Consider the following 22,522-nt stretch of genomic DNA (forward strand, 5'->3'; position numbering starts at 1 on the left):
CTCTACCAGTTGTACGACACCGTACCGAGCAGGGTACGGCTGTCCCCCCAGTAGCAACGGCCGGCGTCGTTGCAGCCGGCTACATATTCCTTATCGAACAGGTTCTTGGCGTTCAGGTCGACTGACCAGTGTTTATCGATCTGATAGCCAACCGCTGCGTCCACCAAGGTGACGCTACCGGCGTCCAACTTCCCGTACAGCGTAGGTGCGGTGTAAGCAAAGGTACTGTCGAAATAACGCACACCGCCACCCAGGGATAAGCCCTTGAGTTGGCCATCGAGGAAACGGTACTTGCCCCAGATCGAGGCCTGGTTGCGCGGCACTCCCGTCATCTGGTGCCCCTCGACCAGTGAGGTAGCCGAATCCTTGGTAATCCGAGCGTCCGTATAGGTGTAAGCCGCCGTCAGATTGAGATTGGGCGTGAGATTGCTGTTCACCTCGACTTCTACACCCTTGGCCCGGCTCTCGCCCACCTGGCGGTAACTGTTGGTGGTGGCGTCCAGGTAGGTATCGTCCTGCTTGCGCAAGTCATACAACGACAGGGTCATCGCGGTATCCCAGCCGATCGGCTCGTACTTCACCCCCACTTCGTACTGACTGCTGGTGATCGGCTTCAAGGGTGAACCGGCGTTGGAGATTTGCTGCACGGGAACGAAGGCGGTGGAATAGCTGACATACGGCGTCAGACCGTTGTCGAACTGGTACATCACCCCGCCCTGGTAAGTGAACTTGCGGTCCTCGGCGTCGGTATTGCTGGTCTTGTTGACCTTGTCACGGAAATGACTGTCCACCCAGTCCTGGCGGCCTCCGAGCAGGAACAGCCAATGGTCGTACTTGCTCTGGATTTGTGCATAGACGCCTTTCATCTGTTGTTCGAGCAAGGTGTTTTGCACGGCAATCGGGGTCAGTGGATCACGCAGGTAGACGGGGTTATACACATTGATGGTGCCGGCAGAGCCAGCGTCCCAATCCTGATTGAACGAGGTGCGGTCGTAGCTGGCGCCGAGGAGCACAGTATTGTCGAGACCACCGAGCTGGAATTTGCCTTCCACCTGGTTATCCAGGGAATAGACCATCGACTTGTTGTAGCGGTCATAGGCAGTCATGTTCAACTGAGTGCCGAAGCCACGGTTATTCAGCGCGCCAGGCCAAGTTTCATGGCGGTTGATGCGCGACTGCATATAGCGTGAGTTCTGGCGGAACTGCCAATCGGCGTTGAAACTATGGCTGAACTCGTAGCCAGTGCTCCAGGCTTCACGTTCGAACGTATTCCAGTCCGGGTTGCCGAGCATGGTGTGCTTGGACAGTTTGCCATTGGGGTTGGTAAGCAAGGTGCCGGCGGCGGGTAGGCCTAGCTCGAGATTAGTGTGGTCTTTTTGGTAATTGGCCAACAAGGTCAGGTTGTTGTAATCGTCGAAATTCAGGGTCAGGGAGGGCGCGATATACAGGCGATCATCTGGAACATGGTCAGTTTGCGTGTCGGATTTGCGGCCGAGCATCACCACGCGCCCAAGGATGTTGTCGCTGTCGTTGAGCGGACCCGAGATATCCACACCCAATTGACGCCGATTATTCGAGCCATACCCCACTTGCACCTCACCTTGCGGGCTGGCGGTGGGGTGTTTGCTCACCAGATTCACCAAGCCGCCAGGCGCGTTCTCACCGTAGAGCAGGGACGAGGGGCCGCGAAAGATTTCGACGCGTTCCAAGCCATAAGGCTCACTGGTCGTATCGTAGCGATTGCCTTGTACCCGTAGCCCATCTCGCAGAAGGCCGTAGCCGTAATCCGTGGCATTAAAGCCGCGAATAAAGAACAGGTCGCCTGCCAGGCCGTCACCGGCGGCAAAAGGTGGCGCGAAGATTCCCGGCACATACCCCAACACTTCAGTCAGGGTTTGCGACTTCTGGTCCTTTATGCGCTGGCCGGTGACGACCGATACCGAGCGTGGCGTTTCGGACAAAGGCGTGCTGGTTTTGGTACCGATGCGACTGTTTTGCGCCTTGTAGCCCACATCCCCGGCGATGTCTTGGTTGAACCCTGCCTGTTGATAACCGCTGACCGTGGTAGGGGCGAGCACTAGTTGCCCTGCGGGAATGGCCTGCAGAACATAACTGCCTGGCGCCTGGGATAGCACTTGTAGCCCCGAGTTCTGCAGCAACAGCGCAAAGCCTTGTTCCACCGAATAATCGCCTTCCAGCCCTGCTGTAGTCAGCTGCGCGGTTTGCTGAGGCGAGAAAGACAGAATCACATTCGCTCTGGCAGCGAATTGACTCAAGGCATTGTCCAGCGGGCCAGCCGCGATGACGAAATGCTGCACCCCATTGGCGGCCATGGCGCCAGGGGCAAGCAAGGCACTGGCGATGTTTGCGGTACCGAGCAGCAGGCCGTACATCATACCGTGGCAGGAAAGTCGCAAGCGGAGCTTGGTGGGGAGGCGCATAGGTGGGTAAGCCCTGAAGGTGGTCGTGATTACCTGTAGGGCCGCATCAGGTGAAAAAAAGATAACCCCCGTGTGCGAATTTTTTAACCGATTCGCGTCACTGAAACCCAATAGCGCGTGAAGTACTTCACCTGAATCGGCAGGGTTGTCTGTAGGTTAGCCAGTACTGCATCGGTTGAATCCAGTCGGAACGTGCCGGAGATAGGCAAGCGCGCCGAAGCCGAATCGTATTTCAGGACACCTGGGCGATAGCGGGCGAGTTCGTCCATCACCTCTGCGAGGCGAGCATCCAATACGATTAACTGCCCATCGACCCAGGCAGCCTGGGAGCCGCGATAACTCGTGTTGGGACCCACGTTTTGGCGATCAAAGTCAGCGCTCTCACAGGCACCGAGCAGCCGCGCGTGGTTGGGCTGGTCACCTGGACACACGCTCACCCGATCCTCCAGGACGCCGACACGTGTGGAGCCTGGCAACTGGCGCACGCTGAACCGAGTACCCAATGCCTGGACGCGGCCTTGAAGGGTTTCGACATAAAAAGGCGTTTGCCCGCCGAACTTGCCGGTGTGGATAAGTACTTCACCTTCGCGCAAACGGATCAAGCGCTGGCGCCCATCAAAAACCACGTCAATAGCGGTGCTGGTATTAAGATCAACCCGCGTACCGTCAGCCAGTTCGACACGCCGACGCTCACCCACGGAAGTCCGGTAATCGGCCCATACATGGGCCAGGGGCGTGCGTTGCTGAACATTCCAGCCTAGATAGCCGGTACTGCCCAACACCAGCATCCACTTCAGTACTTGGCGCCGTTGTTGCGTGGTCGACAATGCACGGCGGGTGAAATCCTGGGGCAGCGCGCCAAGGCTGCGCTGCAATTGCTCCATCTGGTCCCACGCAGCCTGGTGGGACGGATCGCCGTTCAGCCATTGTTGCCAGGCCAGGCGGTCAGCGGCTGTAGGTGTCTGGGACTGGAACTGTACATACCAGCTGGCAGCGGCTTCGAAGGTCTTGCGATCGGGGACCGCCATTACAGGCTGGCCACGATCAGCGAACATTCAGTCAATGCGCGGATCATGTGCTTCTTCACTGTGGTCAGTGAGACCTGCAGCTGATCTGCGATCTGTTGATAAGTCAGCCCTTCGAGCTGCGACAGCATAAAGATTCGCCGTGCTCGCTCGCCGAGTGTGGCCAAGGCTTTATCCACAGCCACCAGGGTCTCAATGATGATGGCCTTGTCTTCTTCGCTGATGGCGTTGGCTTCAGGACGTTCAGCCAAGGTTTGCTTGTAGGCCTGCTCAATGGCGTGTCGACGGTAACGATCAATCACCAGGCCCCTGGCGATGGTCGCCAGATAGTCCCGCGGCTCAATGATCTGCGCTGCATGTCGCCCACCCAGAATACGCACGAACGTATCGTGCGCCACATCGGCCGCATCGCAGGCGTTATGCAACTTACCTTTGAGCCACCCATGCAACCAGGAATGGTGTTGCTCATAGATGTTCTGGACCGCAGCCGTGTGTGATGGAAGGGACATAGGGCATGACAAGGCAAGTTAATGATAATCGCTATTATTAACTGCCCAACCGTTTTCTCACAATAGATCTCTTTTTGAAGCACTCACCACTCCGGGTAAAGGATGCGGCTGCCTTCGTGCAGAAGGAAATACCAGAGGATCTGCGGTTTTCTACGGATTAAGCCCTGTGAATAACCGCCCTTGTGCCCAGTTGATAACAGGGCCTGAAACCAGAGTAAAAACCCTTCTGTGGATAACCACCTGTTTAATCCACAGGCTTAAAGCACTTATCCAAGGGCCTCATTGGCACATGACCACAGACTTTTGAAGCTCTGTACACATTGAAAATAAAGGCCTGTAGAAATCTATCCACAGAAAAGTAGCTCAGTAGAAATAAACATAAAAACAAAGATTTAATAAATTTCTCTCTTTTAATTTCTATTGCCTGTGATTCATCCACAGCTGGTTAAATTTTGTGCAAAGGGTTCTTTAGGAAGGGCGAAGTCCCTATACTTGCCGCCAAAGCTCCAAAACTCTTTCAACAAACAATTCCTGATTACCTACATAAGCAGGCACGAGGTGCGTGGTGGATTTCCCTTCCCGTTTTGAAGTGATCGTCATCGGCGGCGGTCATGCCGGTACCGAGGCAGCACTGGCGTCAGCACGCATGGGCGTAAAAACCCTGTTGCTCACGCACAACGTGGAAACCCTCGGTGCCATGAGTTGCAACCCCGCTATCGGCGGGATTGGCAAAAGCCACCTGGTCAAGGAAATCGACGCCCTTGGCGGCGTGATGGCCATGGCTACCGACAAAGGTGGTATTCAATTTCGCGTGCTCAACAGCCGCAAAGGCCCGGCGGTGCGTGCAACCCGGGCTCAAGCTGACCGCATCCTGTACAAGGCGGCCGTACGTGAAACCCTGGAAAACCAGCCGAACCTGTGGATATTTCAGCAAGCCGCCGATGATCTGATCGTCGAACAGGACGTCGTGAAAGGCGTGGTCACCCAAATGGGCCTGCGTTTCTTCGCAGAATCCGTCGTGCTGACCACCGGTACCTTCCTCGGTGGGCTTATCCACATTGGCATGCAGAACTATTCCGGTGGTCGCGCCGGTGATCCGCCGTCGATCGCCCTGGCAAAACGCTTGCGTGAATTGCCTCTGCGAGTTGGTCGCCTGAAAACCGGGACCCCGCCACGTATTGACGGGCGTTCTGTGGATTTCTCGGTGATGACCGAGCAAGCCGGTGACACGCCGATTCCGGTCATGTCGTTCATGGGCTCCAAGGAGCAGCATCCGAAGCAGGTCAGTTGCTGGATTACCCACACGAACGCACGGACCCACGAAATCATTGCCGCGAACCTCGACCGTTCGCCAATGTATTCCGGGGTGATCGAAGGCATTGGCCCGCGTTATTGCCCGTCGATCGAAGACAAGATCCACCGCTTTGCCGACAAGGAAAGCCACCAGGTATTCATCGAGCCCGAAGGCCTGACCACGCATGAGCTGTACCCGAACGGGATTTCCACTTCCTTGCCGTTCGACGTGCAAATCCAGATCGTGCAGTCGATCCGCGGTATGGAAAATGCGCACATCGTGCGGCCGGGCTACGCCATTGAGTACGATTACTTCGACCCGCGTGACTTGAAATACAGCCTGGAAACCAAGGTAATTGGCGGCTTGTTCTTTGCCGGGCAAATCAATGGCACCACCGGTTACGAAGAAGCCGGGGCCCAGGGTTTGCTGGCCGGAACCAACGCTGCATTGCGCGCACAAGGCAAAGACAGCTGGTGCCCGCGTCGCGATGAAGCCTATATCGGTGTATTGGTCGACGACCTGATTACCCTCGGTACCCAGGAACCGTACCGGATGTTCACTTCCCGGGCCGAATACCGCCTGATCCTGCGCGAGGACAACGCGGACCTGCGCTTGACCGAAAAAGGTCGTGAATTGGGCCTGGTTGATGACGCGCGTTGGGCTGCGTTCTGCAAGAAACGCGAAAGCATCACGCTCGAAGAGCAACGCCTGAAAAGTACCTGGGTTCGCCCGGGCACCGAACAAGGCGATGCGATTGCGGAAAAATTCGGCACGCCTCTGACCCATGAGTACAACCTGCTGAACCTGCTGTCCCGTCCGGAAATCGACTACGCTGGCTTGGTCGAAGTAACAGGCCAGGGCGCGGAAGATCCACAGGTTGCCGAACAGGTCGAGATCAAGACCAAGTACGCCGGTTACATTGATCGCCAGCAGGACGAAATCGCTCGCCTGCGCGCCAGTGAAGATACCAAGCTGCCTGTGGATATCGACTACACCGGGATTTCCGGGCTGTCGAAAGAAATTCAAAGCAAGCTGGGGATAACTCGGCCGGAAACACTTGGCCAGGCTTCACGCATTCCAGGCGTCACTCCTGCAGCCATTTCGCTGTTGATGATTCATTTGAAAAAACGCGGCGCGGGCCGTCAGTTGGAGCAAAGCGCTTGAGTTCGTTGGTCACCTCGCAACACGCCGAAGAGTTATCCACAGGAGCGCGCCAGTTGGGTGTGGCCCTCACCGAAGCCCAGCAAGAGTTATTGCTGAGCTATCTGGCCCTGTTGATCAAATGGAACAAGGCTTACAACCTCACCGCTGTGCGTGATCCAGATGAGATGGTGTCACGGCATCTGCTCGACAGCCTCAGCGTGATGCCGTTCATCGAAAACGGCCGCTGGCTCGACGTCGGCAGTGGCGGCGGGATGCCTGGCATTCCATTGGCGATCCTGTTTCCCGAGTCTCAAGTGACCTGCCTGGACAGCAACGGCAAGAAAACCCGCTTCCTGACCCAGGTCAAACTCGAACTCAAGCTGGATAACCTGCAGGTTATCCACAGCCGCGTGGAGGCCTTCACGCCTGAACAGCCTTTCAACGGCATTGTGTCCCGGGCGTTCAGCAGCATGGAGAATTTCAGCAACTGGACCCGCCATCTCGGCGACCGTGACACCCGCTGGCTGGCAATGAAGGGCGTCCATCCAAGCGACGAGCTGTTAGCATTGCCGGCAGACTTCCACCTCGATAGCGAACACGCCTTGGCCGTACCCGGTTGCCAAGGCCAACGCCATCTGCTGATACTGCGCCGCACGGCATGATTGGGAACACAAGCAAGAATGGCTAAGGTATTCGCGATTGCGAACCAGAAAGGTGGCGTGGGTAAGACCACCACCTGTATCAACCTCGCAGCATCCCTGGTCGCCACCAAGCGTCGGGTGCTGTTGATCGATCTCGATCCACAGGGCAACGCCACCATGGGTAGCGGTGTGGATAAACACGGCCTGGAAAACTCGGTCTATGATTTGCTGATTGGCGAATGCGACCTGGCGCAGGCCATGCACTATTCCGAGCATGGTGGTTACCAACTGCTGCCAGCCAACCGCGATTTGACCGCGGCGGAAGTGGTGCTGCTGGAAATGCAGATGAAAGAAAGCCGTCTGCGTAGCGCCCTGGCGCCCATTCGAGAGAATTACGACTACATTCTGATCGACTGCCCACCGTCGCTGTCGATGCTCACGCTCAACGCCCTGGTGGCCGCTGATGGGGTGATTATCCCAATGCAGTGCGAGTACTTCGCCCTCGAAGGCTTGAGCGACCTTGTGGATAACATCAAGCGTATCGCCGAGTTGCTCAACCCGAACCTGAAAGTCGAAGGCCTGCTGCGGACCATGTACGATCCGCGTCTGAGCCTGATGAACGATGTGTCGGCGCAGCTCAAGGAACATTTTGGCGACCAGTTGTACGACACCGTCATCCCACGCAACATCCGCCTGGCTGAAGCGCCAAGCTATGGCATGCCTGCGCTTGCGTACGACAAGTCCTCGCGTGGTGCCATTGCCTACCTGGCGCTGGCCGGCGAGATGGTTCGCCGTCAACGCCGCAATTCACGCACCGCTGCCGCCCAGCCAACTTAAGGAATCCCCATGGCCGTCAAGAAACGAGGTCTCGGACGTGGACTGGATGCACTGCTGAGTGGTCCGACCGTCACATCGCTTGAAGAGCAAGCGGTGCAGGCCGACGAGCGCGAGCTGCAGCACCTGCCCCTGGACCTGATCCAGCGCGGCAAATACCAGCCACGGCGGGACATGGATCCCCAGGCGCTGGAAGAACTGGCTAACTCGATCAAGGCCCAGGGCGTGATGCAACCGATTGTGGTGCGCCCGATTGGCGCTGGCCGATTTGAGATCATCGCCGGTGAACGTCGCTGGCGCGCCAGCCAACAGGCCGGCAAGGACACCATCCCGGCGATGGTGCGCGATGTGTCGGATGAAACCGCCATCGCCATGGCGTTGATTGAGAATATCCAGCGCGAAGACCTCAACCCGATCGAAGAAGCGATTGCGTTGCAGCGTTTGCAGCACGAATTCCAGCTGACCCAGCAACAAGTGGCCGACGCGGTGGGGAAATCCCGCGTCACCGTGTCCAACTTGCTGCGCCTGATCGCACTGCCGGAAGTCATCAAGACCATGTTGTCCCACGGTGACCTGGAAATGGGCCACGCCCGTGCTTTGCTCGGTTTGCCGGAAAATCAACAGGTTGAAGGGGCGCGACACGTTGTCGCACGAGGTCTGACTGTACGTCAGACCGAAGCCCTGGTTCGCCAGTGGCTCAGCGGCAAACCTGCACCGGTCGAAGCGGCCAAACCTGATCCGGATATCGCACGACTCGAGCAGCGCCTGGCCGAGCGCCTGGGCTCTGCGGTGCAAATTCGTCACGGCAAGAAGGGCAAAGGGCAATTGGTCATCGGATATAACTCTCTCGATGAGCTGCAGGGCGTCCTTGCCCACATCCGCTGAAACATTTGCTTATGTAGCGTGTGATCGGAAATCACTACCCGACAGTTGAATAGGGGCAGAACCGCCCCTATACTCTGCGCGCATTTTGTCGGCACAAATTATGCCAAGTTATTGATTTCCGGCAGCCGACCATTGAGGAGCAAGAGTGATGGAAACCCGCACGCCAAACACGTTGCCGTTCCATCGCTTGGCTGTTTTCCCGGTTTTATTGGCTCAATTTGTCATTCTGCTGATCGCCGCTTTGGCGCTTTGGTATTGGCATGGAGTCGTAGCCGGATATTCAGGACTCTGCGGAGGCCTGATAGCCTTGCTGCCCAATATGTATTTCGCTCACAGGGCCTTTCGGTTTTCCGGCGCCCGAGCAGCCCAGGCTATCGTCCGGTCTTTTTATGCCGGCGAGGCGGGGAAACTGATTTTGACGGCAGTGCTGTTTGCACTGACCTTTGCAGGTGTGAAGCCATTGGCGCCGCTGGCTGTATTCGGCGTCTTCGTGTTGACCCAACTGGTCAGCTGGTTCGCTCCCCTGCTAATGAAAACAAGACTTTCGAAACCTTAGGGCGTTTGAGGCAACCATGGCAGAAACAACCGCTTCGGGCTATATCCAGCACCACTTGCAGAACCTGACCTTCGGTCAGCTTCCCAACGGCGGCTGGGGCTTTGCCCACACCGCAGCAGAGGCCAAAGAAATGGGTTTCTGGGCTTTCCACCTGGATACTCTGGGTTGGTCGGTCGCATTGGGTCTGATCTTCGTCCTGATTTTCCGCATGGCGGCAAAGAAGGCGACCTCCGGTCAGCCAGGTGCCTTGCAGAACTTCGTTGAAGTACTGGTCGAATTCGTCGATGGCAGCGTGAAAGACAGCTTCCATGGCCGTAGCCCGGTGATCGCACCGCTGGCGCTGACCATCTTCGTCTGGGTGTTCCTGATGAACGCCGTCGACCTGATCCCGGTGGACTGGATTCCTCAGTTGGCCATCCTGATCTCCGGCGATGCGCACATTCCATTCCGCGCCGTGTCGACCACTGACCCGAACGCCACCCTGGGCATGGCCCTGTCGGTGTTCGCGTTGATCATTTTCTACAGCATCAAGGTCAAGGGTATCGGTGGCTTCATCGGCGAACTGACCCTGCACCCGTTCGGCAGCAAGAACATTTTCGTTCAAGCCCTGCTGATTCCGGTGAACTTCCTGCTGGAATTCGTGACCCTGGTCGCCAAGCCGATCTCCCTGGCCCTGCGACTGTTCGGCAACATGTATGCCGGCGAGCTGGTGTTCATCCTGATCGCTGTGATGTTCGGCAGCGGCCTGCTCTGGCTTAGCGGCCTGGGCGTAGTTCTGCAGTGGGCGTGGGCTGTGTTCCACATCCTGATCATTACCCTGCAGGCCTTCATCTTCATGATGCTGACCATTGTCTACCTGTCGATGGCGCACGAAGAGAACCATTAAGACCAGTCTCGACTAGTCTGATGTCCTTCCCGGTCAAACGGGAAGGTGGCCCACCAGGGCTATGAAACGATTTGTTTTACCGCTTTAAAATCTAAAAAACCTAAACCATACGACGTAAAAGTCGGGAGGAAAGATGGAAACTGTAGTTGGTCTAACCGCTATCGCTGTTGCACTGTTGATCGGCCTGGGCGCCCTGGGTACTGCCATTGGTTTCGGCCTGCTGGGCGGCAAATTCCTGGAAGGCGCAGCGCGTCAGCCAGAAATGGTCCCAATGCTGCAAGTTAAAATGTTCATCGTCGCCGGCCTGCTCGACGCCGTGACCATGATCGGCGTTGGTATCGCACTGTTCTTCACCTTCGCGAACCCCTTCGTTGGTCAACTCGCTGGCTAATCACTCGACTTTTCGAGTGATTGGGGTGATGGACAACGAATGAGCGAGGTGTTGGCGTGAACATTAATGCAACCCTGATTGGCCAATCCGTTGCGTTCTTCATTTTTGTAGTGTTTTGCATGAAGTTCGTGTGGCCTCCGGTCATCGCGGCTTTGCACGAACGTCAGAAGAAGATCGCGGATGGTTTGGACGCTGCCAGCCGTGCAGCTCGCGACTTGGAGTTGGCCCAAGAGAAAGTGGGTCTTCAACTGCGCGAAGCTAAAGCACAGGCAGCTGAAATCATTGAGCAAGCCAAGAAACGCGGTAACCAGATCGTCGAAGAGGCTGTTGAAAAAGCCCGCGTCGAAGCTGACCGTGTGAAGGCTTCGGCTCATGCCGAGATCGAACAGGAACTGAACGGTGTCAAAGACGCGCTGCGTGCCCAACTGGGTGCCCTGGCGGTCGGCGGCGCGGAGAAGATCCTTGGTGCCACAATCGATCAAAACGCGCACGCGGAGCTGGTTGACAAACTGGCTGCTGAAATTTAAGCGAGGGCGATCATGGCAGAACTGACCACGTTGGCCCGACCTTATGCTAAGGCAGCCTTCGAGCACGCCCAGGCCCACCAGCAGCTGGCCTCTTGGTCAGCCATGCTCGGCCTGGCTGCAGCAGTGTCGCAAGACGACACCATGCAGCGCGTGCTCAAGGCCCCGCGCCTGACGAGCGCAGACAAGGCCGCCACTTTTATTGAAGTGTGCGGCGACAAGTTTGATGTGAAGGTGAAGAACTTCATTCACGTCATTGCCGAAAACGACCGTCTCCCGTTATTGCCGGAGATCGCCGCTCTGTTCGACCTGTACAAGGCCGAAGCAGAGAAATCGGTAGACGTTGAAGTGACCAGTGCTTTCGCATTGAACCAAGAACAGCAAGACAAACTCGCCAAGGTTCTCAGTGCACGACTCAATCGGGAAGTGCGCCTGCAAGCTTCGGAGGACGCATCCCTGATTGGTGGTGTCGTTATCCGTGCCGGCGACCTGGTTATCGATGGCTCGATTCGCGGCAAAATCGCGAAACTTGCCGAAGCATTGAAATCTTGAGTTTGAAGGGGCAGCAGAGCAATGCAGCAACTCAATCCTTCCGAAATAAGTGAAATTATCAAGGGCCGCATCGACAAGCTCGATGTAACCTCCCAAGCCCGTAACGAAGGCACTGTCGTCAGCGTATCTGACGGCATCGTGCGGATTCACGGTCTGGCCGACGTCATGTACGGCGAGATGATCGAGTTTCCGGGCGGCGTCTACGGTATGGCCCTCAACCTGGAGCAAGACTCCGTAGGTGCCGTTGTATTGGGCGCGTACACCAGTCTGGCTGAAGGCATGAGCGCCAAGTGCACCGGCCGCATCCTGGAAGTTCCGGTTGGTAAGGAACTGCTGGGTCGCGTAGTCGACGCACTGGGTAATCCAGTTGACGGCAAAGGTCCACTGGGCAACACCGAGACCGACGCGGTCGAGAAAGTTGCTCCAGGCGTGATCTGGCGTAAGTCGGTAGACCAGCCTGTACAGACTGGCTACAAGGCTGTCGACGCCATGATCCCGGTCGGCCGTGGCCAGCGTGAGCTGATCATCGGTGACCGTCAGATCGGTAAAACCGCCCTGGCGATCGACGCGATCATCAACCAGAAAGACAGCGGCATTTTCTGCGTCTACGTAGCCATTGGTCAGAAGCAATCGACCATCGCCAACGTGGTTCGCAAGCTGGAAGAAAACGGCGCCCTGGCCAACACGATCATCGTGGCTGCCAGTGCTTCGGAATCTCCTGCGCTGCAATTCCTGGCACCGTACTCCGGTTGCACCATGGGTGAATTCTTCCGCGACCGCGGTGAAGACGCGCTGATCGTTTATGACGATCTGTCCAAGCAGGCAGTGGCTTACCGCCAGATTTCCCTGCTGCTGCGCCGTCCACCAGGCCGTGAAGCTTACCCAGGCGACGTGTTCTATCTCCACTCCCGTCTGCTGGAGCGCGCATCCCGCGTTTCGGAAGAGTACGTAGAGAAGTTCACCAACGGCGCAGTGACCGGCAAAACCGGTTCCCTGACCGCACTGCCGATCATTGAAACCCAGGCTGGCGACGTTTCCGCGTTCGTTCCGACCAACGTGATTTCCATCACCGACGGTCAGATCTTCCTGGAATCGGCCATGTTCAACTCAGGCATCCGTCCTGCTGTGAACGCCGGTGTTTCGGTATCCCGTGTGGGTGGTGCCGCTCAGACCAAGATCATCAAGAAGCTCTCCGGTGGTATCCGTACCGCTCTGGCTCAGTACCGTGAACTGGCGGCATTCGCCCAGTTCGCTTCTGACCTGGACGAAGCGACCCGTAAGCAACTTGAGCATGGTCAGCGCGTTACCGAGCTGATGAAGCAGAAGCAATACGCCCCGATGTCGATCGCTGACATGGCGTTGTCGCTGTATGCCGCTGAGCGTGGGTTCCTGACCGACGTTGAAATCGCCAAGGTCGGCAGCTTTGAACAAGCGCTGATTGCTTACTTCAACCGCGATCACGCCGAATTGATGGCGAAGATCAACGTGAAGGGTGACTTCAATGACGATATCGACGCTGGCATGAAAGCCGGTATCGAGAAGTTCAAGGCCACCCAAACCTGGTAAGCCGCAGCGGGAGCCGCAAGGCTCCCGCTTGCTAACCTGATAGGTGTTACATGGCAGGCGCAAAAGAGATTCGCAGTAAGATTGCGAGCATCAAAAGCACGCAAAAAATTACCAGCGCCATGGAAAAAGTGGCGGTAAGCAAAATGCGCAAGGCACAAATGCGCATGGCTGCTAGCCGTCCTTATGCGGAGCGTATCCGCCAGGTAATTGGGCATCTGGCCAACGCCAACCCGGAATACCGCCACCCGTTCATGATCGAGCGCGCCGTCAAGCGTGCAGGTTATGTGGTAGTGAGCAGTGACCGTGGTTTGTGTGGTGGTCTGAATACCAACCTGTTCAAGGCCCTGGTCAAGGACATGGCGGTAAACCGCGAAAACGGCGTCGAGATCGATCTGTGTGTTGTTGGTAGCAAGGGTGCGGCCTTTTTCCGTAACTTCGGCGGTAACGTCGTTGCAGCTATCAGCCACCTGGGTGAAGAGCCGTCGATCAATGATTTGATCGGCAGTGTGAAGGTGATGCTGGATGCGTACCTGGAAGGCCGGATTGACCGCCTGTCCGTGGTATCCAACAAGTTCATCAACACCATGACCCAGCAGCCAACCGTGGAGCAATTGATTCCACTGGTGGCGACCCCGGATCAGGAACTCAAGCACCACTGGGACTACCTCTACGAACCAGACGCCAAAGAGCTGCTTGATGGCTTGATGGTGCGCTACGTGGAGTCGCAGGTGTACCAGGCGGTGGTCGAGAACAACGCAGCTGAACAAGCGGCGCGGATGATCGCGATGAAAAACGCTACCGATAACGCCGGTGATCTGATCAGCGATTTGCAGCTGATCTACAACAAGGCGCGTCAGGCTGCGATCACCCAAGAGATCTCGGAAATCGTCGGCGGCGCTGCCGCGGTTTAACGGTTCAAATATTCAGAGGATCCAGCTATGAGTAGCGGACGTATCGTTCAAATCATCGGCGCCGTTATCGACGTGGAATTTCCACGCGACAGCGTACCGAGCATCTACAACGCGCTGAAAGTACAAGGCGCGGAAACTACCCTGGAAGTCCAGCAGCAGCTGGGCGACGGCGTAGTTCGTACCATTGCGATGGGTTCTACCGAAGGCTTGAAGCGCGGTCTGGACGTTGTCGACACTGGCGCTGCCATCTCCGTACCGGTCGGTAAAGCGACCCTGGGCCGGATCATGGACGTACTGGGCAACCCGATCGACGAAGCTGGCCCGATTGCCACCGAAGAGCGCTGGGGCATTCACCGCGCCGCGCCTTCGTTCGCCGAGCAAGCAGGCGGCAACGACCTGCTGGAAACCGGTATCAAGGTTATCGACCTGGTTTGCCCGTTCGCCAAGGGCGGTAAAGTCGGTCTGTTCGGTGGTGCCGGTGTAGGCAAGACCGTAAACATGATGGAACTGATCCGTAACATCGCCATCGAGCACAGCGGTTATTCCGTGTTCGCCGGTGTGGGTGAGCGTACCCGTGAGGGTAACGACTTCTACCACGAGATGAAGGACTCCAACGTTCTGGACAAAGTGGCACTGGTTTACGGTCAGATGAACGAGCCGCCGGGAAACCGTCTGCGCGTAGCCCTGACTGGCCTGACCATGGCCGAGAAGTTCCGTGACGAAGGTAACGACGTTCTGCTGTTCGTCGACAACATCTACCGTTACACCCTGGCCGGTACTGAAGTATCCGCACTGCTGGGCCGTATGCCTTCGGCAGTAGGTTACCAGCCGACCCTGGCTGAAGAGATGGGCGTTCTGCAAGAACGTATCACTTCGACCAAGGAAGGTTCGATCACCTCGATCCAAGCGGTATACGTACCTGCGGATGACTTGACCGACCCGTCGCCAGCCACCACCTTCGCCCACTTGGACGCCACCGTCGTTCTGTCCCGTGACATCGCTTCCCTGGGTATCTACCCAGCGGTCGATCCACTCGACTCGACTTCGCGCCAGCTGGACCCGAACGTGATCGGCCAGGAGCACTACGACACCGCTCGCGGCGTTCAGTACGTGCTGCAGCGCTACAAAGAACTGAAGGACATCATTGCGATCCTGGGTATGGACGAGCTGTCGGAAGCCGACAAACAGTTGGTAAACCGTGCTCGTAAGATCCAGCGTTTCTTGTCGCAGCCGTTCTTCGTGGCTGAAGTCTTCACCGGTGCCTCGGGTAAATACGTTTCCCTGAAAGACACCATTGCTGGCTTCAAAGGCATCCTCAACGGTGACTACGACCACCTGCCAGAACAAGCGTTCTACATGGTCGGCGGCATCGAAGAAGCGATCGAGAAAGCCAAGAAACTGTAATCCAGGCGCCCGGCAACGGGCGCTCATCAGGTTGAGGCAATCAGATGGCTATGACAGTCCATTGCGATATCGTCAGCGCGGAAGGGGAAATCTTCTCCGGTCTGGTCGAGTTTGTAACAGCGCACGGTGACTTGGGTGATCTTGGTATCGCCATGGGTCACGCTCCGTTGATTACCAGCTTGAAGCCAGGTCCGATCACTCTGACCAAGCAAGGCGGGGAACGTGAGGTGTTTTACATCTCCGGTGGTTTCCTCGAGGTTCAGCCGAACATGGTCAAGGTACTTGCCGACACCGTGCAACGTGCTGGCGACCTGGATGAAGCCTCCGCTCAGGAAGCCGTCAAGGCTGCCGAGAAGGCGCTGAACGAAAAAGGCGCAGACTTCGACTACAGCGCTGCTGCAGTTCGTCTGGCCGAAGCTGCAGCCCAGCTGCGCACGCTCCAGCAGATCCGCAAGAAGTAAGCGGCCATGCCGTTACGCTTCATGTGTGATTGATTAAAAAGGGTAGCCTCGGCTACCCTTTTTCTTTTTTTGCAAAACACTTCTTTGGTCTGAACCCGGACCGCCCAGGATTGGTAGCCATTCATGTCTCTTGAAATCGTCATTCTCGCCGCAGGCCAGGGCACTCGCATGCGTTCGGCCCTGCCCAAGGTGCTGCACCCGGTTGCCGGCAATTCCATGCTGGGCCATGTTATCCACAGCGCCCGCCAGCTGGACCCGCAGCGCATTCACGTGGTTATCGGCCACGGTGCCGATGTGGTGCGTGAACGCCTCGCCGCAGACGACTTGAATTTCGTTCTACAAGACAAACAACTCGGCACCGGCCACGCCACTGCGCAGGCTGTACCCTTCATCACAGCTGATACCGTGCTGATCCTATATGGCGACGTACCGCTGATCGAAGTCGAAACCCTGCAACGTCTGCTCAAGCATGTCATGCCTGGACAGATGGGCCTGCTCACCGTTGAGCTGGACGACCCTACCGGTTACGGCCGCATCGTGCGTAATGCCGACGGCAAGGTTGCCGCTATCGTCGAGCATAAGGACGCCAGCGAAGCCCAGCGCGCCATTACTGAAGGCAACACGGGCATTCTTGCCGTGCCTGCCGATAAGCTGGGCGACTGGATGAGCCGTCTGTCCAACAACAACGCCCAGGGCGAGTACTACCTCACCGATGTGATCGAAATGGCGGTGAGTGACGGCCTGCTGGTCGCCACCGAGCAGCCCCACGACCCGATGGAAGTGCAGGGCGCCAACGACCGCAAGCAGCTCGCAGAGCTGGAGCGTCACTACCAACTGCGCGAAGGTCTGCGCCTGATGGCCCAGGGGGTGACCCTGCGTGACCCGGCGCGTTTCGATGTGCGTGGCGAAGTGACGGTGGGCCGCGACGTGCTGATCGATATCAACGTGATCCTCGAAGGCCGCGTGATCATTGAAGACAACGTGGTCATCGGCCCGAACTGCGTGATCAAGGACAGCACCTTGCGCAAAGGCGTGGTGGTCAAGGCTAACAGCCATATCGACGGTGCCGTGATGGGCGAGGGTAGCGATGCGGGGCCGTTTGCACGGTTGCGTCCGGGTACAGTGATGGGCGTGAGAGCGCACGTTGGCAATTTCGTCGAGCTGAAAAACGCGAAAATGGGTGACGACGCGAAGGCCGGCCACTTGGCTTACCTCGGTGATGCAGTGATCGGTGCCCGCAGCAACATCGGCGCCGGTGCCATTACCTGCAACTACGACGGCGCCAACAAGTACCAGACGACTATCGGTGAGGATGTATTCATCGGCTCCAACAACTCGTTGATTGCGCCGGTCACCATAGGTGATGGTTCAAACACCGCGGCAGGTTCCACCATCAACCAGGATGTGGATAAGTCGCAGCTGGCCGTCGCCCGCGCCCGTCAACGCAACATCGACGGTTGGAAGCGCCCGGTCAAAATCAAGAAAACCTGAGTTACCCACAGCCTCGCCAGTAGCAAAACTCCAATGTGGGAGGGGGCTTGCTCCCGATGACGGTGTGCCAGTCAACTCATCAGGTGACTGACACACCGTCATCGGGAGCAAGCCCCCTCCCACATTTATCGGTGTTATTCGAAAAATAGTTATTGCCCCGCTTGACGATCTTTCGCCAATAGGTTTTGATTGCCTTCGTTATCTTTCGAAACGAAACTTACCATCACCATGTCGAAACGAAATACACCTCAACGACGCCACAATATCCTCACTCTGCTCAATGAGCAGGGCGAAGTCAGTGTGGACGAATTGGCCAAGCGTTTCGAAACTTCGGAAGTAACCATCCGCAAGGATCTGGCCGCCCTCGAAAGCAATGGCCTGCTCCTGCGTCGCTACGGTGGCGCAATCACGATGCCCCAGGAGCTCGTAGGCGACGCCGCACAACCCATCTCGGCTTACAAGCGCGCCATCGCGCGTGCGGCAGTGGTGCGTTTGCGCGAACACGCACGCATCATCATCGACAGCGGCAGCACAACCGCCGCCATGATCCCCGAACTGGGCCATCAGCCCGGCCTGGTGGTGATGACCAACTCCCTGAACGTGGCCCGCGCCCTGAGCGAATTGGAACACGAGCCGGTGTTGTTGATGACGGGCGGCACCTGGGACCCGCATTCGGACTCGTTCCAGGGCCAGGTCGCCGAGCAGGTGCTGCGCTCCTATGATTTTGATCAGCTCTTTATCGGTGCCGATGGCATCGATCTGCAGCGCGGCACTACCACCTTCAACGAACTCCTGGGCCTGAGCCGCGTCATGGCCGAGGTCGCCCGTGAAGTCGTAGTGATGGTCGAGTCCGACAAGATCGGCCGCAAGATTCCCAACCTGGAACTGCCCTGGAGCAGCGTCCATACCCTTATTACCGATGATCGCCTGCCGCTTGAGGCCCGCGACCAGATCCAAGCCCGCGGCATTACGCTGATATGCGCGGCCGTCATCTAGGAGAAATACCATGTGTGGAATTGTTGGCGCAGTCGCCGAACGTAACGTTACTGCCATCCTTATCGAGGGCCTCAAGCGCCTCGAGTACCGCGGTTATGACAGCGCTGGCGTGGCGGTTTTCACCAATGCCGGCAAGCTGGAGCGCATGCGCCGGCCGGGCAAGGTGAGCGAGTTGGACCAGGCCTTGTCCGGCGAGCCGCTCGTAGGCCGCCTGGGCATTGCCCACACCCGTTGGGCCACCCACGGTGCGCCATGCGAGCGTAACGCTCACCCACACTTCTCCGGTGACCTGGCGGTGGTGCACAACGGCATTATCGAAAACCACGAAGTGCTGCGCGAACAACTCAAGGGCCTGGGTTATGTGTTCACCTCGGACACCGACACCGAAGTCATCGCCCACCTGCTCAACCACAAGCTCAAGGACCACAGCGATCTGACCACCGCCCTCAAGGCCACGGTCAAGGAACTGCATGGCGCCTACGGCCTGGCCGTGATCAGCGCCAGCCAGCCTGATCGCCTGGTTGCTGCACGCAGTGGTAGCCCGCTGGTGATCGGCCTGGGGCTGGGCGAGAACTTCCTCGCCTCCGACCAACTGGCCCTGCGCCAAGTGACCGACCGCTTCATGTATCTGGAAGAAGGCGATATTGCCGACATCCGTCGTGAAAGCGTGCAGATCTGGGACGTTAACGACCAGTCCGTCGAGCGCGAAGCCGTGCAATACCGCGACGGTGCCGAAGCCGCTGACAAGGGCGAGTTCCGCCACTTCATGCTCAAGGAAATCCACGAGCAGCCGTCTGTGGTGCAACGCACCCTGGAAGGTCGCCTGAGCCAGAATCAAGTGTTGGTCAACGCCTTCGGCCCGCAAGCCGCCGAGTTGTTCGCCAAGGTGCGCAATGTGCAGATCGTGGCCTGCGGCACCAGCTACCACGCTGGCATGGTTGCCCGTTACTGGCTCGAAGAACTGGCCGGCATTCCTTGCCAAGTCGAAGTGGCCAGCGAATTCCGCTACCGCAAGGTGGTGGTGCAGCCCGACACCTTGTTCGTGACCATCTCCCAGTCCGGCGAAACCGCCGACACCCTGGCCGCCCTGCGCAATGCCAAGGAACTGGGCTTCCTCGGCAGCCTGGCAATCTGCAACGTCAGCATCAGCTCCCTGGTACGTGAATCCGACCTGACCCTGCTGACCCAAGCCGGTCGCGAAATCGGCGTAGCCTCCACCAAAGCCTTCACGACTCAACTGGTGGGCCTGCTGCTGCTGACCCTGTCCCTGGGCCAAGTACGCGGCACCCTCGCCGACGGCGTCGAAGCCACTCTGGTGGAAGAACTGCGCCGCCTGCCAACCCGCCTTGGCGAAGCCCTGGCCATGGACAGCACCGTGGAAAAAGTCGCCGAGCTGTTCGCTGACAAGAACCACACCCTGTTCCTGGGCCGTGGCGCGCAATACCCGGTGGCGATGGAAGGCTCGCTGAAACTCAAGGAAATCTCGTACATCCACGCCGAAGCCTATCCGGCCGGTGAGCTGAAACACGGGCCATTGGCCCTGGTGGATGACGATATGCCAGTGGTTACCGTGGCACCAAACAACGAACTGCTGGAGAAGCTCAAGTCCAACCTGCAGGAAGTACGCGCCCGTGGCGGCCAACTGATCGTCTTCGCAGATGAGAAGGCGGGCATGACCAATGGTGAAGGCACCCACGTGATCAACATGCCGCACATTCACGACACCCTGTCGCCGATCCTCTACACAATCCCGCTGCAGTTGCTGTCGTACTACGTTGCCGTGCTCAAAGGCACTGACGTTGACCAGCCGCGTAACCTGGCGAAGTCGGTGACGGTGGAGTAAGGCTTTCTCGCGTACCTGAAGAGGGGCTGTTTTTAACAGCCCCTTTTTTATGGTTTTGAATTCGCGCCACTCAAGGATGCCAATAATGCAAAGCTCTTCAGCGACCGTTCACGCACGTTTGCATAACCGCCGGTTTGCGGTCGCGAACAATACTCAAGGGCTGTCCGGCACGGGGACAGTATTTCACTACCAAGTTGAAGATGGCGTCATTTCAAGCACCTACCAAGGTGGCCGGATTCGCCTGGGCACGCAGGTCGGGCGGGTGACCGGTGCAGATACCATCGAGCTGCTTTATCAATGCGTGACCCTGGAAGGGGAACTGCTCGCGGGGTGGTCACGTGGCACGGTAGGCGTGGATCGTGACGGGCGCACAACGCTGAGTTTTGATTGGGGCTGGCTATCGGGTGCGACAGGAGGCGGGGAGTACCGCTACGTCGAGATCACTGCCTAATGGTCTTGAAAGCACACAAGAACCAAGGTGGGAGGGGGCTGCTCCCGATAGCGGTGTGACAGGCATCAGATACCTTGACTGGTCCACCGCAATCGGGAGCAAGCCCCCTCCCACATTTTGTTCTTTGTCAGTCTCGAGGGCTGGCGCTCTGGTCAACCATCACGTCCACCAGTAACGCACAAGATGGAAAAAGATCGGCGCCGCGAAGCACACCGAATCCAGCCGATCCAGCATCCCGCCGTGCCCTTCGATCATATGTCCCCAGTCTTTTACGCCGCGGTCACGCTTGATCGCTGACATCACAATCCCACCGGCAAAGCCCAGCAAGTTGATCAACAGCGCAATCAGGAACGACTGCCAGGGATTAAACGGTGTGGTCCACCACAGCGCCGCGCCGATCAGGGATGACAGCAGAATTCCGCCTACGAACCCTTCCACAGTTTTCGACGGTGACAGATTGGGCGCGATCTTGTGTTTGCCGAACAGCTTGCCGCATACGTACTGCAATACGTCTGACAGTTGCACCACGATCACCAGGTAGGCGATCAGCAACAGGTTGCGGCCTTCGTACCCGGGGATGTCCAGCGTCAGCAGGGCTGGGACGAAGGACACGCAGAACACCGCGATCATCAGCCCCCATTGCACCTTCGAGGCACGTTCCAGGAAGTGTGTGCTGTCGCCGCCAAGGGAGGCGAGGATCGGTAGCAGCAAAAACACGTACACCGGGATAAAGATCGAGAACAGCCCATACCAGTCGGCGTAGATCAGCACATATTGCAGCGGCAGGGCGAGGTAGAACGCGGCCACCAGGGCCGGGTAGTCGCTGCGCCGGGTTGGGGTGAGGGTGAGGAATTCTCGCAGGGCGTAGAACGACACGGCATAGAACAACAGGATCACCGCGCCGGTGCCGAGCCAGAAGGCGATGCCGATCACCACCACCATCACCCACCAGGCGTTGATGCGGGCGTTGAGGTTGTCGATCACGGCATTGGGGCTGCCACGGGTGCGCAGCTTGAGGATCAGGCCGATCAGCGAGGCGATGACCAGAATCGCGCCGATGCCGCCGAATAACATCAGGGTTTGGCTATCCATCTCAGGAATGCTCCGGGGCAAGGGCGAGCAGGGCGTCGCGGGTACGGGCAAGGAATGCGGCTTTGTCTTCGCCCTCTTCCAATTGCAGGGGAGCACCGAAGCTGGTTGTGCATAACAAGGGCAGTGGCAGCACTCGGCCCTTGGGCATGACCCGGTTAAGGTTGGCTATCCACACGGGCACCAGTTCGGCCTGTGGGTAACTTTTTGCCAAGTGGTACAAGCCGCTCTTGAAGGGCAGCAAGCCATCCTCCAGATTGCGCGTGCCTTCCGGAAAAATAATCAGCGAGTCACCGCCTTCCAACGCAGCGAGCATGGGTTGCAAAGGGTTATCCACAGGCTCCCTGCGCTCGCGGTCGATCAGCACGCCATTGAACACACGGTTGATGATGTAGCGGCGCAGGGCGCTCTTGTTCCAGTAATCACTGCCCGCCACCGGGCGCGTGAACTTGCGCAGGTTCTGCGGCAGCGACGCCCATACCAGCACGAAGTCGCCGTGGCTGCTGTGGTTGGCGAAATAGATGCGTTGCACCGGCACCGGAGCGCACCCCAGCCACAGGCTGCGAGCGCCGGTGACAGTGCGGGCCATGGAGGTAATCAGCGTGGCGACCACGGGTTCGAACATGGGG

The 22,522-nt window shown here is 57.8% G+C and carries 22 protein-coding genes; 17 read left to right on the forward strand and 5 right to left on the reverse strand.

Annotation, left to right across the window (positions count from 1 at the left end):
- Positions 1–2: 2 nt before the first annotated feature.
- From QZR30_RS04200 to QZR30_RS04210, 3 genes are all read right to left on the reverse strand, one after another.
- The gene (locus QZR30_RS04200) at positions 3–2,441 is read right to left on the reverse strand and encodes a TonB-dependent siderophore receptor (RefSeq protein WP_311902962.1); all 2,439 of its coding nucleotides are present in this window, start codon (positions 2,439–2,441) and stop codon (positions 3–5) included.
- 83 nt (positions 2,442–2,524) lie between these two features.
- Positions 2,525–3,469: a FecR domain-containing protein gene (locus QZR30_RS04205; protein ID WP_311902963.1), complete on the reverse strand. Its 945-nt coding sequence runs from the start codon at positions 3,467–3,469 to the stop codon at positions 2,525–2,527.
- The gene (locus QZR30_RS04210; RefSeq protein WP_046070212.1) at positions 3,469–3,975 is read right to left on the reverse strand and encodes a sigma-70 family RNA polymerase sigma factor; all 507 of its coding nucleotides are present in this window, start codon (positions 3,973–3,975) and stop codon (positions 3,469–3,471) included. Before QZR30_RS04210 ends, QZR30_RS04205 begins: the two co-directional genes overlap by 1 nt.
- A 565-nt stretch (positions 3,976–4,540) precedes the next feature.
- Here QZR30_RS04210 and mnmG point away from each other — a divergent pair.
- The 17 genes from mnmG (at position 4,541) to QZR30_RS04295 (ending at position 20,804) form a co-directional block, all read left to right on the forward strand.
- Complete coding sequence (gene mnmG / locus QZR30_RS04215; protein WP_046072612.1) at positions 4,541–6,433, forward strand: tRNA uridine-5-carboxymethylaminomethyl(34) synthesis enzyme MnmG; 1,893 nt, start codon at positions 4,541–4,543, stop codon at positions 6,431–6,433.
- A complete protein-coding gene (rsmG, locus tag QZR30_RS04220; RefSeq protein ID WP_005792606.1) occupies positions 6,430–7,074 on the forward strand; it encodes a 16S rRNA (guanine(527)-N(7))-methyltransferase RsmG in 645 nt (214 codons plus the stop codon). Before mnmG ends, rsmG begins: the two co-directional genes overlap by 4 nt.
- A gap of 18 nt (positions 7,075–7,092) precedes the next feature.
- A complete protein-coding gene (locus QZR30_RS04225) occupies positions 7,093–7,890 on the forward strand; it encodes a ParA family protein (RefSeq protein ID WP_005792605.1) in 798 nt (265 codons plus the stop codon).
- Positions 7,891–7,899: 9 nt separating this feature from the next.
- Positions 7,900–8,772, forward strand: a complete 873-nt coding sequence (locus QZR30_RS04230; protein ID WP_046070211.1) for a ParB/RepB/Spo0J family partition protein — start codon at positions 7,900–7,902, stop codon at positions 8,770–8,772.
- 148 nt (positions 8,773–8,920) lie between these two features.
- The gene (locus tag QZR30_RS04235) at positions 8,921–9,328 is read left to right on the forward strand and encodes a F0F1 ATP synthase subunit I (RefSeq protein WP_010565865.1); all 408 of its coding nucleotides are present in this window, start codon (positions 8,921–8,923) and stop codon (positions 9,326–9,328) included.
- 16 nt (positions 9,329–9,344) lie between these two features.
- On the forward strand, positions 9,345–10,214 hold the full coding sequence (atpB, locus tag QZR30_RS04240; RefSeq protein ID WP_046070210.1) for a F0F1 ATP synthase subunit A: 870 nt from the start codon (positions 9,345–9,347) through the stop codon (positions 10,212–10,214).
- Positions 10,215–10,347: 133 nt separating this feature from the next.
- Positions 10,348–10,605, forward strand: coding sequence for a F0F1 ATP synthase subunit C (atpE, locus tag QZR30_RS04245; protein ID WP_002555987.1), 258 nt, complete (start codon positions 10,348–10,350; stop codon positions 10,603–10,605).
- A gap of 56 nt (positions 10,606–10,661) precedes the next feature.
- Positions 10,662–11,132, forward strand: coding sequence for a F0F1 ATP synthase subunit B (locus QZR30_RS04250; protein WP_046070209.1), 471 nt, complete (start codon positions 10,662–10,664; stop codon positions 11,130–11,132).
- 12 nt (positions 11,133–11,144) lie between these two features.
- The gene (locus tag QZR30_RS04255) at positions 11,145–11,681 is read left to right on the forward strand and encodes a F0F1 ATP synthase subunit delta (RefSeq protein ID WP_311902964.1); all 537 of its coding nucleotides are present in this window, start codon (positions 11,145–11,147) and stop codon (positions 11,679–11,681) included.
- 21 nt (positions 11,682–11,702) lie between these two features.
- On the forward strand, positions 11,703–13,247 hold the full coding sequence (gene atpA / locus QZR30_RS04260; protein ID WP_003195831.1) for a F0F1 ATP synthase subunit alpha: 1,545 nt from the start codon (positions 11,703–11,705) through the stop codon (positions 13,245–13,247).
- 50 nt (positions 13,248–13,297) lie between these two features.
- Positions 13,298–14,158 (forward strand): F0F1 ATP synthase subunit gamma, encoded by an 861-nt coding sequence (gene atpG, locus QZR30_RS04265; protein WP_005792602.1) that lies wholly within the window; start codon positions 13,298–13,300, stop codon positions 14,156–14,158.
- Positions 14,159–14,185: 27 nt separating this feature from the next.
- Positions 14,186–15,562, forward strand: a complete 1,377-nt coding sequence (atpD, locus tag QZR30_RS04270) for a F0F1 ATP synthase subunit beta (protein ID WP_003195827.1) — start codon at positions 14,186–14,188, stop codon at positions 15,560–15,562.
- A 44-nt stretch (positions 15,563–15,606) separates the two neighbouring features.
- Positions 15,607–16,023 carry a F0F1 ATP synthase subunit epsilon gene (locus tag QZR30_RS04275; RefSeq protein ID WP_003195825.1) on the forward strand — a complete coding sequence of 139 codons (417 nt, stop codon included), beginning with the start codon at positions 15,607–15,609 and terminating at the stop codon, positions 16,021–16,023.
- Positions 16,024–16,146: 123 nt separating this feature from the next.
- Complete coding sequence (gene glmU / locus QZR30_RS04280) at positions 16,147–17,514, forward strand: bifunctional UDP-N-acetylglucosamine diphosphorylase/glucosamine-1-phosphate N-acetyltransferase GlmU (RefSeq protein WP_311902965.1); 1,368 nt, start codon at positions 16,147–16,149, stop codon at positions 17,512–17,514.
- Between the two features lie 228 nt (positions 17,515–17,742).
- Positions 17,743–18,510: a DeoR/GlpR family DNA-binding transcription regulator gene (locus tag QZR30_RS04285; protein ID WP_005792599.1), complete on the forward strand. Its 768-nt coding sequence runs from the start codon at positions 17,743–17,745 to the stop codon at positions 18,508–18,510.
- Positions 18,511–18,520: 10 nt separating this feature from the next.
- Entirely contained in the window at positions 18,521–20,353 is a 1,833-nt protein-coding gene (gene glmS / locus QZR30_RS04290; RefSeq protein ID WP_311902966.1) for a glutamine--fructose-6-phosphate transaminase (isomerizing), read from the forward strand.
- An 85-nt stretch (positions 20,354–20,438) separates the two neighbouring features.
- Entirely contained in the window at positions 20,439–20,804 is a 366-nt protein-coding gene (locus QZR30_RS04295; protein ID WP_311902967.1) for a hypothetical protein, read from the forward strand.
- Between the two features lie 159 nt (positions 20,805–20,963).
- On the opposite strand, the gene QZR30_RS04300 is transcribed toward QZR30_RS04295, so the two are convergent.
- A complete protein-coding gene (locus QZR30_RS04300; RefSeq protein ID WP_043048213.1) occupies positions 20,964–21,896 on the reverse strand; it encodes a phosphatidate cytidylyltransferase in 933 nt (310 codons plus the stop codon).
- Between the two features lies 1 nt (position 21,897).
- Positions 21,898–22,518, reverse strand: coding sequence for a lysophospholipid acyltransferase family protein (locus QZR30_RS04305; RefSeq protein WP_046070190.1), 621 nt, complete (start codon positions 22,516–22,518; stop codon positions 21,898–21,900).
- Between the last annotated feature and the right edge of the window lie 4 nt (positions 22,519–22,522).

The organism is Pseudomonas sp. rhizo25, assembly GCF_031931935.1.
Classification (GTDB): domain Bacteria; phylum Pseudomonadota; class Gammaproteobacteria; order Pseudomonadales; family Pseudomonadaceae; genus Aquipseudomonas; species Aquipseudomonas synxantha.

Excerpts from the sequence above, each read along its gene's own strand:
- QZR30_RS04200 (WP_311902962.1), bottom strand. The coding sequence starts at position 2,441 with ATGCGCCTCCCCACCAAGCTCCGCTTGCGACTTTCCTGCCACGGTATG.
- QZR30_RS04205 (WP_311902963.1), bottom strand. The coding sequence starts at position 3,469 with ATGGCGGTCCCCGATCGCAAGACCTTCGAAGCCGCTGCCAGCTGGTAT.
- QZR30_RS04210 (WP_046070212.1), bottom strand. The coding sequence starts at position 3,975 with ATGTCCCTTCCATCACACACGGCTGCGGTCCAGAACATCTATGAGCAA.
- QZR30_RS04225 (WP_005792605.1), top strand. The coding sequence starts at position 7,093 with ATGGCTAAGGTATTCGCGATTGCGAACCAGAAAGGTGGCGTGGGTAAG.
- QZR30_RS04230 (WP_046070211.1), top strand. The coding sequence starts at position 7,900 with ATGGCCGTCAAGAAACGAGGTCTCGGACGTGGACTGGATGCACTGCTG.
- QZR30_RS04235 (WP_010565865.1), top strand. The coding sequence starts at position 8,921 with ATGGAAACCCGCACGCCAAACACGTTGCCGTTCCATCGCTTGGCTGTT.
- atpB (WP_046070210.1), top strand. The coding sequence starts at position 9,345 with ATGGCAGAAACAACCGCTTCGGGCTATATCCAGCACCACTTGCAGAAC.
- atpE (WP_002555987.1), top strand. The coding sequence starts at position 10,348 with ATGGAAACTGTAGTTGGTCTAACCGCTATCGCTGTTGCACTGTTGATC.
- QZR30_RS04255 (WP_311902964.1), top strand. The coding sequence starts at position 11,145 with ATGGCAGAACTGACCACGTTGGCCCGACCTTATGCTAAGGCAGCCTTC.
- atpA (WP_003195831.1), top strand. The coding sequence starts at position 11,703 with ATGCAGCAACTCAATCCTTCCGAAATAAGTGAAATTATCAAGGGCCGC.
- atpG (WP_005792602.1), top strand. The coding sequence starts at position 13,298 with ATGGCAGGCGCAAAAGAGATTCGCAGTAAGATTGCGAGCATCAAAAGC.
- atpD (WP_003195827.1), top strand. The coding sequence starts at position 14,186 with ATGAGTAGCGGACGTATCGTTCAAATCATCGGCGCCGTTATCGACGTG.
- QZR30_RS04275 (WP_003195825.1), top strand. The coding sequence starts at position 15,607 with ATGGCTATGACAGTCCATTGCGATATCGTCAGCGCGGAAGGGGAAATC.
- glmU (WP_311902965.1), top strand. The coding sequence starts at position 16,147 with ATGTCTCTTGAAATCGTCATTCTCGCCGCAGGCCAGGGCACTCGCATG.
- QZR30_RS04285 (WP_005792599.1), top strand. The coding sequence starts at position 17,743 with ATGTCGAAACGAAATACACCTCAACGACGCCACAATATCCTCACTCTG.
- glmS (WP_311902966.1), top strand. The coding sequence starts at position 18,521 with ATGTGTGGAATTGTTGGCGCAGTCGCCGAACGTAACGTTACTGCCATC.
- QZR30_RS04295 (WP_311902967.1), top strand. The coding sequence starts at position 20,439 with ATGCAAAGCTCTTCAGCGACCGTTCACGCACGTTTGCATAACCGCCGG.
- QZR30_RS04300 (WP_043048213.1), bottom strand. The coding sequence starts at position 21,896 with ATGGATAGCCAAACCCTGATGTTATTCGGCGGCATCGGCGCGATTCTG.
- QZR30_RS04305 (WP_046070190.1), bottom strand. The coding sequence starts at position 22,518 with ATGTTCGAACCCGTGGTCGCCACGCTGATTACCTCCATGGCCCGCACT.